The following is a 13979-nucleotide window of genomic DNA, read 5'->3' as shown; positions in this document are numbered from 1 at the left end:
CTCCGACGCGATCGCGCTTGCGCCCTTCACCAACGAGATCACCTATCTGATCGATGGCGACTGGGCGGTGATCGGGGCGAACGGCGTGCATATCTTCGATCTCGACGGCAACGTCGTCGACCGGCCGAAGCAGCTCTCGACGGCTGCCGCCTACATGATCGACAAGGGCAACCACCGGCACTTCATGGAAAAGGAGATCTACGAGCAGCCGGAGGTGATCGCGCACGCGCTCAGCCACTACATCGATTTTGCCGGCAACCGCATCAAGGCGCTCTCAGGCACGATCGATTTCGCCGAGGTTCCGAGCCTTGCGATTTCCGCCTGCGGCACCGCCTATCTCGCTGGCCTCGTCGGCAAGTACTGGTTTGAGCGTTACGCGCGCCTGCCGGTGGAAATCGATGTCGCGTCCGAGTTCCGCTACCGCGAGATCCCGCTGCCTTCCGAGGCGGCCGCGTTGTTCATCTCTCAATCCGGCGAAACCGCTGATACGCTGGCGTCGNGTCGCGTCCGAGTTCCGCTACCGCGAGATCCCGCTGCCTTCCGAGGCGGCCGCGTTGTTCATCTCTCAATCCGGCGAAACCGCTGATACGCTGGCGTCGCTGCGCTATTGCAAGGAACTTGGCCTGAAGATCGGCGCCGTCGTCAACACGCGCGAATCGACCATCGCGCGTGAATCCGATGCGGTCTTTCCGATCCTTGCCGGCCCGGAAATCGGTGTCGCCTCGACCAAGGCCTTCACCTGCCAGCTCGCAGTGCTGGCGTCGCTCGCGATCGGNATTGCAAGGAACTTGGCCTGAAGATCGGTGCCGTSGTCAACACGCGYGAATCGACCATCGCGCGTGAATCCGATGCGGTCTTTCCGATCCTTGCCGGCCCGGAAATCGGTGTCGCCTCGACCAAGGCCTTCACCTGCCAGCTCGCAGTGCTGGCGTCGCTCGCGATCGGYGCCGGTCGCGCCCGCGGCACGGTGAGTGCTGAGGAAGAGCAGGTCYTGGTTCGCTATCTCGCGGAAATGCCGCGCATCATGGGGCAGGTGCTGAACGCCGTTCAGCCGAAGATCGAGCAATTGTCGCATCAACTGGCCAAATGCCATGACGTCCTCTACCTCGGCCGCGGCACAAGCTTCCCACTGGCGATGGAAGGGGCGCTCAAGCTCAAGGAGATCTCCTATATCCATGCGGAAGGTTATGCCGCCGGCGAACTGAAGCATGGACCGATCGCGCTGATTGACGAGAACATGNCCAGCTTCCCGCTGGCGATGGAGGGGCGCTCAAGCTCAAGGAGATCTCCTATATCCATGCGGAAGGTTATGCCGCCGGCGAACTGAAGCATGGACCGATCGCGCTGATTGACGAGAACATGCCGGTTATCGTCATCGCGCCGCACGACCGCTTCTACGAGAAGACCGTTTCCAACATGCAGGAAGTCGCGGCCCGCGGCGGCCGGATCATTCTCATCACCGACGAGAAGGGCGCCGCCGCCTCGAAGCTCGAGACCATGGCGACGATCGTGTTGCCTGATGTCGATGAGGTCATCGCGCCGATGATCTTCTCGCTGCCGATCCAGCTCCTTGCCTATCACACGGCGGTGTTCATGGGCACCGACGTCGACCAGCCCCGCAACCTCGCCAAATCGGTGACCGTCGAATGATCTNCTGCCGATCCAGCTCCTTGCCTATCACACGGCGGTGTTCATGGGCACCGACGTCGACCAGCCCCGCAACCTCGCCAAATCGGTGACCGTCGAATGATCTGATTAATGCAGAGGCCCTTATAAGCTGGGAGACCGTCCGCGGCCAAAAGCCCTGAGGCCCGTGTCGCCTCGCCGACCAGGTCGGGGCCTGCGCCGCGGCGCTGATGCCGCCGCATGGTCTGATCGAGGCGCATGTACTGACCGTCGAGAGTCTGCATGGCGATGACACCACTGTGCCGATCCTCGTCAAAGGCAAGACCGACACGGGACGCATCTGGCCCTTTGTCAGGGATGACCGGCCGTTCGTTGGGCAGTCGCCACCGGCGCGGCGCTACTATGCCTCGCGCGATCGGCGACAGGAGCACCCCGAGCGCCATCTCAAGATCTTCACCGACGTTCTGCAGGCCGACGGCTATGGCGGCTACAATCCGCTTTTTAAGGTGGATGGTGATCCTGGTCCGCCGACCCAGGCACTGTGTTGGGCGCATTCGCGGCGCAAGTTCTTCGTGCTTGCCGACATCGCCACCAACGCAAAACGCGGAAAGAATGTTGCCGCGATAAGCGCATCGACGCGCTGTTCGACATCAAGCGCGACATCAACGGACTTTTGGCCAACGACGGACTGCAACGACGTCAGCAGGATGGCCGTTCGCTCGTTGCTGAGCGTGAGGTCTGGCTTCGATCTGAACGAACAGCTGTCGCACAATTCACCGGTCGCCGAGGCGATCGTGAGCGCGACGAAGATCCCACCTTTCCTTTGTGATTAAGGCCGCGAGATAAGCGCCCTAATTGACGGGAGTGGAACAGGATGGTTGGAGATCGCGCTGATGCCATGCTTGAAGTCATGGATGAAGGCATGCATGAAGCCCGGCATGAGGGAAGGTATCGCCGGATCGAAGTGATCACCGGTCGGCGCGTATGGCGTAATTGGACTAACGAGGAGGAGGCGCGGATCCTTGCGGAAAGCGCAGAGCCCGACATAAACATTTCGGCCGTTGCCCGGCGCTGGGGCGTCAATCGCGGCTTGCTGAACGTCTGGCGTCGGGCATCTGGGCGACCTCTCGTCGCTCTGCAAGTACCCCGCGCAGCAGGCCATGTTCGTGCCGGTGACGGTGCTTGGCGATCGAACGTCTTCCGAGAATTCGCCGTCGGATCCGGATCATTCTCTCGCTTGATGCAGAGAATGCCGACCTCAAGGCGCGCGTTGCCTTCCAGGAGCCGCAGTTCTTTGGGCCGAGGTCGGAGAAGATGACGGCGATCGACCCGACGCAGGCAACGCTCGGCCTTGGCGATCTCAGCGACATTCCCGCGGCAGCCAATGACGATGTTGCACCCGGGGCTGAAGGGCCAAGATTGGAGCGGCGATCGCCGTCGACCAGCCCGGAGGCCCTGAACCTGCCGATGGAAACGACCGAGCATCGGGCCGTGCAGCCCATCGTTGCGGAATATAACCGCATCTCGGCGAGCTTTGCCGAAACGCCGAAAGACCACTGGCCCAGGTTCACCAGGCTCGATGATCAAACCTTTGATCCCTTCGATTGGGACCTCTGCTTTTTGTTGGGAACAGGATACGCGCCGAGGTTTTGGCAGCCGGTTCTTCGAGGTCATGCCGTCTCTGGCGATATCATCGCGCCCATCCGCAAGCTCGGCGAGACAAAACGGAAAGCGACCCGCCAGGATGCTGACGTGGCCGTACCACTCGTCAATATCCGAAGCTACTTTATGCCGAAGCGGGGAAAGCAGAAGTTCTGACCGAGAGCCGGAAACCTATTCAATCAATCACGAAGCCGTGGGCCATTCGTTGCGCTGACCCGATCGATTACAAGCTGAAGCGCTGGGACGGCTTCACATCCTTCGTCGGCGACGGCCGGATATGCCTCAACAACAACACCGCCGAACGGGCGTTTCGCGGCTTCGCTCTGGGCAGGAAGGCATAGCTCTTTACCGGCTCCGACCGTGGTGCTGATCGCGCCGCCTTCATGGCAACGCTGATCATGAGCGCCAAGCTCAATGAAATCGATCCCCAAGCGTGGCTCGCCGATGTGCTCGCGCGCATCGCTGACACCTCGATCACCAGGCTCGAGCAATTGCTCCCGTGGAGTTGGACGGCATTGTCAGCAAAAGCCGCTGCTGCGTAGGGGTACCGATGACTCTCGATATCAACAAAATCCGCGTTCTTGTTCGCGATGTGCTCCGCGACTAGGATCCGATCGGCATATCTGACATTCCCGAAGTAAAGGGCAAACACGACGCCCACGCCGACGTCGTGCTCGGTATGCTCAACAACGAGAACGCGACGGCAGAAGACATCGCCAAGCCACAGAGCACATGGCGCTGCCCGATCGCGAGATGGCGAAGCTGTCCGAGACAGCCGCAGCAGCAATCGTGGCCCTACGAACTCCGAGCTACCTGCGGTGCTCACCGGACGGATACGGTGTTTTTGACAGTAGTCGAGGTGTTTCCGATTGTGGATATTTTGGGAACGCCCCCTGGGCCGTGCGTACGTACGAACCGCGGCCAACTTCGACGTCGGGAATGCCCCGCATCCGGGAACGTTTGAAGTCTCTTCAGATGGAGAACGCCGAATGGCAATCGCCTACTTCTATGTTCGGATCATCGGTCGCGGTTCCGGCGGCAGCGCGGTTATTTCGGCGGCATACAGACACTGCGCCAAGATGGAATACGATCGCGAGGCTCGGACAATCGACTACAGTAAGAAGGAGGGGCTCTTGCACGAGGAGTTTCTTGTTCCTGATGACTCACCGGCCTGGGTGCGCGACCTGGCCGCCGAACGATCTGTTGCACAAGTCTCTGAGGCATTTTGGAATGCAGTCGAAAATTTCGAGAAGCGCGGAGACGCGCAACTCGCCAAGGACGTGACAATTGCGCTGCCTGTGGAATTATCCAGGCAACAGCATATCGAGCTTATTCGCGATTTCGCACATCACTACGTCCTAAAAAAGGGAATGGTAGCCGACTGGGTCTATCATGATGGTTCAGAAAATCCGCATGTGCACTTGTTGATGACAGTTAGGCCGCTTGCTGCAAAGGGATTTGGCCCGAAGAGAGTTAGTGTAGTCGATCCCGATGGGGCCAAACTCCGAGGTTCAGGCGGACGGATTGTCTATACCCATTGGGTTGGAGGTCCCGACGAATTTCGGGCATTTCGCGATGGCTGGTTTGAATGTTTGAATGCTCACCTTGCCCTCGCCGAGCGCGACATCCGTATTGATGGTCGTTCCTATGAAAGACAAGGCATTGAGCTAAAACCTGCGGTGCGGGTTGGCTTGAGCGCGAAAACCATCGCAGAGAAGGTCCAAGAGGGCAAATCCGACGATGTTTCGCCATCGAAGTATCGACGGATTAGACTCCAAGAAAAACGCCGCTCCGACAACGCCAAGCGCATCGAGCGTAGGCCAGAAATTCTCCTCGATATCATCTCGCGTGAGAGGAGCGTCTTTGGAGAACGCGAAATCGCCAACATCTTGCACAGATACGTTGATGATGGTGAAGAATTCCGACAGCTTCTCTCAAGGATACTTGATAGTCCTGAGGCGCTGCGCCTCGAAGGCGACCGAATCGATTTTTCGAGCGGCGCGCGCGTTCCGGCCAAGTACACCACGAGAGAATTGATCCGGATTGAGAGTGAGATGGCCAAGCGAGCAATTTGGCTGGCTGGACATCAAACGCATGACGTTCGGAAAGAAGTGCGGGAGTTGGTTCTGGTGCGCCATGTGCACCTGTCAAAGGAGCAGCAAGCAGCTATCGACCATGTAACCAGCAGTGGTCGTATCGCCTCGGTCGTAGGTCGTGCAGGAGCAGGTAAAACTACCATCATGAAGGCTGCAAGGGAGATTTGGGAGGCGGCCGGATACGAGGTGATAGGCGGCGCGCTTGCTGGAAAGGCTGCGGAAGGACTGGAGCGAGAAGCGGGTATCCGCGCGGGAACACTCTCCTCATGGGAGAGATGTTGGTCAGACGGACGAAACACGTTGAGCAGTAAGTCCGTTTTCGTACTGGACGAGGCGGGTATGGTGTCATCGCGCCAAATGGCACTGCTCGTTAAAGCGGTAGCTCGAGCGGGAGCGAAACTCGTCCTGATCGGCGACCCCGATCAACTCCAACCGATCGAAGCTGGTGCGGCGTTTCGAGCGATTACCGAGCGCATCGGTCATCGGGAACTGCAGAACATCTATCGGCAGCATGAGGGGTGGATGCGGGCGGCCTCGCTCGCCCTATCACGTGGTAAAACCGCGGAGGCGCTGAACGCTTATGAAGCGCATGACAGAGTAATTCGCTCCGAACTGAAATCCTGCGCGATAGAACACCTTATCGAGGATTGGAGCCGCGATTACGATCAAGGAAAAACATCGTTAATCCTTGCGCATTTGCGCCGTGACGTGAAGATTTTGAACGAAAAAGCGCGGGCGAAGCTCGCCGAACGGGGTATCGTTGGCGAAGGATGCGCATTTTCCACAGAACAAGGCGTGCGCCAGTTCGCGGCTGGTGATCCTGTCGTTTTTTTGAAGAACGATAAAGCGCTACAAGTGAAGAACGGCATGATTGGTCGGGTGTTGGAAGCGCGCTACAACAGAATTGTAGCCTTGGTTGGAGAGGGGCGGGATCGTCGCCAAGTAACGATTGAAAGCTCCAACTACTCAAGCGTCGACCTGGGATATGCCGTTACAATTCATAAAAGTCAGGGCGCTACAGTTGATAACGTCAAGGTGTTGGCTTCACTTTCACTAGATCACCAACTCACGTATGTGGCAATGACCCGGCATCGAGATGATCTCGCTGTTTACTATGGCCATCGTTCTTTCGAAAAGGCCGGCGGGCTTGTTTCTGTGCTCTCGCGTTCAAACGCCAAGGAAACCACGCTGGATTATGCCAAGAGTGCTTTCTACCGGCAGGCGCTTCGTTTCGCGGAAAACCGCGGATTGCATTTGATGTCGGTGGCGCGAACAATTATGCGAGATCGCTTCGACTGGACGGTGAGGCAAAAACCACGGCTCAGCGATGTTGCCCGTCGGCTCGCAGCGATGGGGCATCGCCTGAGGTCTTGGAGGGCCGGTCTGGGTAAAACCAACGTCACCGAGGATTCAAAACCATTGGTCGGCGGCATCAAGGAATTCTCCATTCCATTCGCGCAAGCCGTCGAAGGAAAACTCGCAGCAGATCCGGCGTTGAGAAGTCAATGGGAGGCTGTGTCACTCCGCTTCCGTCTCGTTTATGCGAAGCCGCAGGCTGCCTTCAAGGCGGTTGAAGTCGATGCTATGTTGAAGGCTGGAGGCCTGTCGAAAGAGACATTTGCACGGATCTCTAACAAACCCGAGGACTACGGGCCGCTCAATGGCAAGAGTGGGGTATTCGCCAATCGGGTTGACAAGCAGAGCCGCGAACGCGCCATTGCCAACGCCGTTGCGCTGGCGTGGGACCTCGACAGTTTTCTGCGGCTCCGTGGTGAGGCAGAGCGTAAGTGCCAAGCCGAAGAAGCTGAACTTCGGAGGAGGGCGGCCATAGATGTGCCTGAGCTTTCGCCGGAGGCTCGCCAAGTACTCGAAACCGCACTGCGCGCATTTCGAAAAAATGAGGCCCAATCGGTACCCGAAATTGCCCAGGTCAATTCGGAGATTTTCTCGAGCCGTATCTGAGCGGTTTGGAGAGCGCACGTTTCTTGGCATCTCCGCGAGGGATCCGAACGGAGAGACGTTCAATAGGGTATCGTCACAGATGAACCCGGTTGAAAAAGAAGAACTGCGGAGAGCTTGGCCTCTTTTACGTGCTATTCATCAGCTTGCCGCTTACGAACGGACATCCGTCTCAATCAAGGAAATAGAGAGATTGCGTCAGACGAGTGTGCTGCGACTTTCCCTGAAGTGAAAGTGGTCTCAGTGAGAATTCGGACTATGATTTGACTCGACCTCCATCGCCACCGGGGTCTTCGTACGGGCGATCAGAAACAATCTGGGGTGACCATAGGCAACGGTGTTCCAGTTCCAGTGTATCGCAAGCCTCCTTAATCCCGATGCCAGGCTGCTGCGCTAATTCGCAGCCTTTTCACCTCCTCACCGCCAACCGACAAATCCCCATTGCCACCTCGAACGACTGTTCAAACGCTGGGATCGGCAGGAACTCGTAGCGCGAATGGAAATTGTAGGCGCCGGTAAAGAAGTTCGGCGTCGGAATGCCACGCGCCGAAAGGACGGCACCATCGGTGCCGCCGCGCATCGGGATCAGCTTCTTCTCGATCCCAAGTTCGTCCATGGCCGTTATGAGCAAGGAGACCGCCCGATCGTCCTGCGCCAGGCTGGTGGCAATGTTTCGATAGGTCTCGGTGATCTGGTAGCGGACGTTACCGCTGGGGTAACTTAACCGGATCCGCTCCGCCATTTCGGCGATCCGCCGCTTGCGCTGATGGAACCCGTCGGTGTCGAAGTCGCGGATCAGGCAGGTGAGGGTTGCCTCGCTGTCATTGGCGACGAGATCCTTGAACCAGAAGAAGCCCTGGCGTTCCGCGGTGTGTTCCGGCGTGTCGTTGCGGTCGAACTGGGCCATGAAGTCGATCGCCATCGTCAGCGGATTAACGAGATTGCCCTTGGCCGACATCGGATGGGCACTGACACCGGTAAAGACGATTTCGGCGGAGGCGGCGTTGAAGGTCTCAAGCACGACTTCGCCCAGTTCGCAGCAGTCGATGGTATAGGCGAAGTCGCAAGGAAACCGAGAGAGATCGAGGGCCTTGGCGCCGCGCAATCCGATTTCCTCGTCGGGCACGAAGGCGACGAACACGTCGCCGTGCTCTGTGTTATCGAGCCGTCCGAGCAACGTCATGATCACGGCAATGGCCGCCTTGTTGTCGGCGCCAAGCACGCTGGTACCATCACCGATGATGATGTCTTCGCCCTCCCAATCGAGGATTTCCGGATGCTCTGCTACCCGCAACCAGATGTCTTCCTCGGCGTTGAGGCAGAGGTCCTTGCCGCCAAAGCGCAGGATCTGCGGATGGATGAACGGCGACAGCCCGACATCGACGGTGTCGAGATGGGCGATAAAGCCGATCGCCGGCGCCTCGGGGCGGTTGCCGCGTTTGAGACCGGTGACGATGGCGTGCGCGTCGACGACAACGTCCGCCAGACCCAATTCGCGCATCTCCTCAGCCAAAAGGGCCGCGAGGGTCGCCTGACCGGGCGAGGAGGGCAGCGTTTGCGCGCGGCCATTGCTTTGGCTTTCGATCGCGGCATAGCGGAAGAAACGGCTGATCAGTTCCTGACGAACGTCCATGATAGTCCTCATGCGGAATATGCGGGCCGTGTCGGCCCGCCTTGTGGTGGCTGTGAGCCGGCAAAAGACTAGACACGGATGATTCCGACACCATCCGAGAGCTGGATATCGGTGCCGAGTCCGGCCGATTGCTCTGCAAGCCGCGCCAGGATCCGCTGCGCACCGGCCCCGGTCGCAAGATGGGGCGCCAGGCGTCGCTCCAGCACGCCGTCCTCTAACGCTTGTTCGCCACCGATGACGACCGGATGCAGCCTAATCTCGACGAGACGGTTGTCAGCGTCGAAGGTCGGTGCCGCCACGACACTCTCCCAGACCTCCGGTGCCGTCCAGGTCGACTTCTCTGAGCGCACATGGAAGATGAAGTTGCCGAGGCTGTAGAAGATCGGCCGGCCGCGATAGATCTCGATCGGCTGCAGCACCGGCGCACCGTGGCTGACAAAGAGCGACGCGCCCGCATCGATGCAGGCGCGGGCGACACCACTCACCCAGCCAGGCACCTGGTACCAGTCGGATGCCCAATGATGATGGTGCAGATAGGCGACCACCAGCGATCCGTCTTTCGCCGCCGCCGTGATGGCGCCAAGGTTCCTCTCAAGGTCCGCCGCATCGATGTTCACACTGCGGCCGCAGCGCTCCGACCGCCGGAACACGGCGCGGGCAATGGCGATTTCTTTCTCCGGGTCGAGGTTCGGACGATCGTCCGGCTGGCTGTCATTGGCGAGATCGATCGCGGTGTAGCCGACCTGGTCGCGAATGGCGGCCAAGTGTTCGAATGCCGGGCCATCGACCTCGATCCTCTGGGCAATGCCGAGCCGGTTGACGCCCGGGCGTGCCGGCCTCCCTTCCTTCCCATCAGCTGCATACATGAAGTCGGGACCGGGACCGCCGTCCATCGCAACGATGGCAACCGGCCGCCCGGATACCGTTGCACGGCTCGCTTGAGAGACCTCGCCCTGATCTCGACCGAGACCCGCATGCAGGAAGCCACGCTTTTCGACCTCCTCCAGCGTCGAAAGCACGCCCGACGGACCAAGGTCGAAGGCATGATTGTTCGACAGTGACAGCGCGTCGAACCCGATACCCTGAAGGCAGTCGAGCACGACCGGATGGCTGCAGCCGAAGAACGAGCCTTTCAGCGGCCAGCCACCGTGACGCCCAAGGATCGTGCCTTCGAAGTTGGTGAAGGCGAGATCGGCTTCGCAAAGCAGCGAGCGAACCTGGGCGAAGGCCGGGGCGCTGTTGCCGCGGATGTCGTGCTTGATCAGCGATTGACCGGTCAGGGCAAAGGTGAAGCGTTCTTTCATGCGATAACTTTCCATGGCGATTGCGGCCAAGCGTTCGGAGATTGTGACGGGCACTGAGGGTGGTCCGACCCGTCCTGGAAGGAGCGCGTCTCTCAGCATGTGAAGCGCTCCGGCCGGGCGGCAATCAAGCTGCGGGTATAGGCATTGTCGGAGCGCGAGAAGATGAAGTCCGAGGACCCAAAATCCTCGATCCGGCCGCTTTTGAAGATGTAGACGGCGCTGCACATCGCGTGCACGATCGCAAGGTCATGGGAGATGAACACCATCGTCATGTCCTCTCCGGCGATGGTTTCCTTCAGCAGCGTGACGATCTCGGCCTGCACCGAGACGTCGAGGGCCGAGGTCGGTTCGTCCGCGACGATGATCTGAGGTTTGGCGAGTAGCGCACGAGCGATGCAGACCCGCTGCTTTTGGCCACCGGAGAGCTGGTGCGGATGGCGCGACGAGAGGCTCCGGGCGAGACCGAGGCGATCCATCATCATAGCCGCCGTCTCGGCGATCGGTTTGTCTCTGGAGCCAGCCGCTGCACCGAAGCGAATGCTTTCCTCAAGCGTCTCGCCAATGGTCATCCGCGGATTGAGCGAGACGGACGGGTCCTGGAAGATCATCTGCACCCGGCCAAGAAGACCGCTGCGCCGGCCGCTTGAGGCCGCCTCATAGCTTTGCTCACCGATGACAATCCGGCCGTGATGGGCGCTGTCGAGACCGGCGAGGATGCGGCCGAAGGTGGTCTTGCCGCTGCCGCTCTCGCCGACGATGCCGGTGATCGTGCCACGCGGCAGGCGGATGCCGACATCGCTGAGACCGAAGCTCGGCCGTTTGCGGCCAAGTCCCAAGCCAAGGCTCCATTGGAATCCCTGCGGAGAGAACGCTTTCGAGATGCCTTCGGCAACAAGCAGCGGGCGCTCGGCATCATCGGGGGCGCCAGAACCGTCCGGACCGTCCCTGTCTGCCACCTTGTCTTCGGCCTTGGCCACCTGCGGCGGGATGCGCAGTCGGGGAACGGCGGCAAGCAGCGTCTTCGTATAGTCATGGCGTGGCTGATCGAGGATGATGACTGTCGCATCCGCCTCGACCACCTGGCCCTTCTTCATGACCAGCACCCGGTCGGTGATCTCGGAGATCACGCCCATGTCGTGGGTGACGAGAATGACCGAAACACCGGTCTCATCGACGAGTGTTCTCAGCAATTGCAGCACCTGCTTTTGCACCGTCGCATCGAGTGCCGAGGTCGGCTCGTCGGCGATGATGATGTCGGGAGAACCGGCAAGGGCAATGGCGATGACGATGCGCTGTCGCTGGCCGCCGGAGAACTGGTGCGGGTAGTTGCCATAGCGCCGCTCCGGCTCGGGAATGCCGACACGGGCGAGCAGATCGATGGCCCGGGCGCGGGCCGCGCGTCTCGACAAGGAAGGATCGAGCGCAAGGCAGGTTTCTTCAACCTGCGCACCGACGCTCATCAGTGGATCGAGCGAAGCGGTGTGATCCTGGAAGATCGCCGAGATCCGTTTTCCCCGAAGCGCCTCGCACTCCCCGGCGGACATCGCCTCCAAGACCTTGCCGTCGAAGCTGATCGTTCCCGACGTCTGCTGGAACTCCGGCGCAAGCAACCCGAGGATGGCATTGCCGACGGTCGACTTGCCAGCCCCGGACTCACCGATGATCCCAAGGATCTCGCCGCGTCCAAGCACGAAGCTGACGTCGCTGAGGATCGTCGTCGAGCCGGCCCTGGACAGATGGCGAAGGCTAAGGTTCTCGACCCGCAACAGTGGCGGCGACGCGGGCACCAAAGGCGTCGAGGGGTGCAGGGCGGGGTTCATAGGGTCCACTGTCATCGCGTCTGGTTCCTTGGATCGAGACTGCGGCGAACGTCCTCGCCGACGAGATTGATGGAGGCGATCAGGCCGAAGAGGGCGAGACCCGGAAACAGGCTGATCCAGTATTGGCCGGTCATCAGGTACTGGAAGCCGTTGGCAACGGCGGAGCCGAGCGAGGGTTTGTCGATCGGAACGCCGAGGCCAAGGAAGGACAGTGTCGCCTCCAGCGCCACCGCATGGCCGACCTCGATCGGGATCAGGGTGATGGCCGGTGCGATGCTGTTGGGCAGCAGGTGACGGAAGATGACCCTTGATGTCGGAAGCCGCATTAGCCGGGCCGCATCCATGTAGGGTTTCTTGACCTCGCTTAAGGCGACGCCACGGGCGATCCGCGCATAGGTCGCCCATTGCACGATGACCAGCGCCAGGATGATCCGGTCGACGCCCGGACCGAGCGTGACGATGGCAATCAGCGCAATCAGGATGGTCGGCAGGCTGAGCTGCAGGTCGACGAGGCGCATGATGACGACATCGACCCATTTGCCGAAGTAGGCGGCACTGACCCCGGCGGTGAGCCCGATCAGGGCGGCAAGTGCTGAGCTGACGATCGACACCACCAGGCTGATGCGCAGGCCATAAAGAATGGTACTGACGATATCGCGGCCGAGGCCGTCGGTTCCAAACAGGTAGAGATAACCGCCGCTTCCGAGTGTGCCGGGCGGCGACGACGCCTCCCAGCCGAAGATCTGCAAGGGATCATAAGGGTTCTGCGGTGCGATCAGCGGCGCGGCAAGGGCAACCAGCACGTAGCTGGCGAGCAGGATTTTGGACAGGGTGAGCACCGGTCCGCGTCGGGGCTTTTTTAATGCGCTCAGGATTTGGGCTTTCATGACGGTCCACCTTATGAAGACAGGCGCACGCGCGGATCGAGCACGGCGTAGAAGAGATCGACGAGGGCGTTGAGCCCGACGAAGGCGACGGCGATGAAGGTGAGGGTCGCCATCACCACCGGCCGATCGAGCAACTGGATGGAGTCGATCAGAAGCTTGCCGACGCCCGGCCACGAGAAGATCGATTCCACCACCACGGCAAAGGCGAGCATGCCGCCGAACTGCAGGCCGATGATCGTCACGATCGGAACGCTGATGTTCGGTAGCGTGTGGCGCATGAGGATCCGTCGTGACGACAGCCCTTTGGCACGGCAAAACCGCGTAAAGTCCTGGCTTTCGACCTCGATCGTGCCGGAGCGCGACAGACGCGCGATCAACGCGATGTTCGGAATGGCGAGTGCCAGCGCCGGCAGCACCAGGTGCCAGAGCCCGTTGGCGGTCATCCAACTCCAGTCCTCACCGAGGACACGCTCGGTCGCACCGCGTCCACCGGAGGGAAACCAGCCGGTGAGGATGGCGCCGACGAGGATCAGCATCATCGCCAGCCAGAAAGACGGGATGCTGAGCGCCGAGACGCTGCCGTTCAGCAGGGTCCGGTCAAACAGCGAGCCCACGCGCCGGCCGGCAAGAAGTCCGAGCCCGGTTCCAAGCGGTGCCGCGATCAGCATGGCGATAAAGGCAAGTTCCAGCGTTGCCGGCAGTTTGCTCATCACCAGCGTGAAGGCCGGCTGATGATAGATGTAGGAGGTGCCGAAGTTGCCGCTCACGACATTGCTGATGAAGACGAGGTACTGGCGCCAGATTGGCTGGTCGAGGCCGAGTGCGATGGTGGCCGCCTGAATGTCCTCAGGCGTGGCAGTTTCGATGTTGACGACGTTGAAGACCGGATTGCCGACGCTGTGAATGCCGATAAAGCCGATCAGCGACATGGCGATGAGAAGCAGGAAAGCCTGTGACAGCCTTCCAAAAACAACCGAGATCATGCCCATCAG

General features: G+C 60.2%; 7 protein-coding genes and 8 pseudogenes. 10 read left to right on the top strand and 5 right to left on the bottom strand.

What is annotated here, in order from left to right; all coding sequences use genetic code 11:
• The 10 genes and pseudogenes from ASD01_RS36945 to traA all read left to right on the top strand — a co-directional run.
• A pseudogene (locus tag ASD01_RS36945) lies at positions 1–499 on the top strand (SIS domain-containing protein); the annotation flags it as partial.
• A 1-nt stretch (position 500) separates the two neighbouring features.
• Positions 501–775, top strand: a pseudogene (locus tag ASD01_RS36940) (SIS domain-containing protein); the annotation flags it as partial.
• 1 nt (position 776) lies between these two features.
• A pseudogene (locus tag ASD01_RS22250) lies at positions 777–1240 on the top strand (SIS domain-containing protein); the annotation flags it as partial.
• A 1-nt stretch (position 1241) separates the two neighbouring features.
• On the top strand, positions 1242–1650 hold a 409-nt coding region (locus ASD01_RS22245), incomplete at its 5' end, for an SIS domain-containing protein (RefSeq protein ID WP_156623688.1).
• A 170-nt stretch (positions 1651–1820) separates the two neighbouring features.
• Positions 1821–2420, top strand: a pseudogene (locus ASD01_RS22240) (IS66 family transposase); the annotation flags it as partial.
• A gap of 80 nt (positions 2421–2500) precedes the next feature.
• The gene (locus ASD01_RS34925; RefSeq protein ID WP_348272356.1) at positions 2501–2944 is read left to right on the top strand and encodes a transposase; all 444 of its coding nucleotides are present in this window, start codon (positions 2501–2503) and stop codon (positions 2942–2944) included.
• A pseudogene (locus ASD01_RS35735) lies at positions 2833–3066 on the top strand (hypothetical protein); the annotation flags it as partial. The gene ASD01_RS34925 and the pseudogene ASD01_RS35735, both read left to right, overlap by 112 nt.
• Positions 3067–3444: pseudogene (locus tag ASD01_RS35730) on the top strand (YecA/YgfB family protein); the annotation flags it as partial.
• 56 nt (positions 3445–3500) lie between these two features.
• Positions 3501–3830, top strand: a pseudogene (locus ASD01_RS34920) (transposase domain-containing protein); the annotation flags it as partial.
• 447 nt (positions 3831–4277) lie between these two features.
• A pseudogene (gene traA, locus ASD01_RS22220) lies at positions 4278–7575 on the top strand (Ti-type conjugative transfer relaxase TraA).
• Positions 7576–7752: 177 nt separating this feature from the next.
• Here the strand turns inward: traA and pepT are convergent.
• The 5 genes from pepT to ASD01_RS22195 all read right to left on the bottom strand — a co-directional run bounded on the left by pepT (position 7753) and on the right by ASD01_RS22195 (position 13976).
• On the bottom strand, positions 7753–8976 hold the full coding sequence (gene pepT, locus ASD01_RS22215) for a peptidase T (RefSeq protein WP_060644408.1): 1224 nt from the start codon (positions 8974–8976) through the stop codon (positions 7753–7755).
• 68 nt (positions 8977–9044) lie between these two features.
• A complete protein-coding gene (locus tag ASD01_RS22210) occupies positions 9045–10280 on the bottom strand; it encodes a CapA family protein (RefSeq protein WP_060644428.1) in 1236 nt (411 codons plus the stop codon).
• A 92-nt stretch (positions 10281–10372) separates the two neighbouring features.
• Positions 10373–12100, bottom strand: a complete 1728-nt coding sequence (locus tag ASD01_RS22205; protein WP_060644407.1) for an ATP-binding cassette domain-containing protein — start codon at positions 12098–12100, stop codon at positions 10373–10375.
• Between the two features lie 11 nt (positions 12101–12111).
• Positions 12112–12987: an ABC transporter permease gene (locus tag ASD01_RS22200; RefSeq protein WP_034796832.1), complete on the bottom strand. Its 876-nt coding sequence runs from the start codon at positions 12985–12987 to the stop codon at positions 12112–12114.
• A gap of 11 nt (positions 12988–12998) precedes the next feature.
• Complete coding sequence (locus ASD01_RS22195) at positions 12999–13976, bottom strand: ABC transporter permease (protein WP_060644406.1); 978 nt, start codon at positions 13974–13976, stop codon at positions 12999–13001.
• Positions 13977–13979 lie beyond the last annotated feature (3 nt).

This window comes from Ensifer sp. Root423, assembly GCF_001426275.1.
GTDB lineage: Bacteria > Pseudomonadota > Alphaproteobacteria > Rhizobiales > Rhizobiaceae > Ensifer > Ensifer adhaerens.
This window is presented reverse-complemented; position numbering and strand designations above follow the sequence as displayed.

What these genes read in the sequence shown, in the direction of transcription:
- ASD01_RS22200 (WP_034796832.1), bottom strand. Translation starts at nt 12,987, where the DNA reads ATGAAAGCCCAAATCCTGAGCGCATTAAAAAAGCCCCGACGCGGACCG.
- ASD01_RS22205 (WP_060644407.1), bottom strand. Translation starts at nt 12,100, where the DNA reads ATGAACCCCGCCCTGCACCCCTCGACGCCTTTGGTGCCCGCGTCGCCG.
- ASD01_RS34925 (WP_348272356.1), top strand. Translation starts at nt 2,501, where the DNA reads ATGGTTGGAGATCGCGCTGATGCCATGCTTGAAGTCATGGATGAAGGC.
- ASD01_RS22195 (WP_060644406.1), bottom strand. Translation starts at nt 13,976, where the DNA reads ATGGGCATGATCTCGGTTGTTTTTGGAAGGCTGTCACAGGCTTTCCTG.
- ASD01_RS22210 (WP_060644428.1), bottom strand. Translation starts at nt 10,280, where the DNA reads ATGAAAGAACGCTTCACCTTTGCCCTGACCGGTCAATCGCTGATCAAG.
- pepT (WP_060644408.1), bottom strand. Translation starts at nt 8,976, where the DNA reads ATGGACGTTCGTCAGGAACTGATCAGCCGTTTCTTCCGCTATGCCGCG.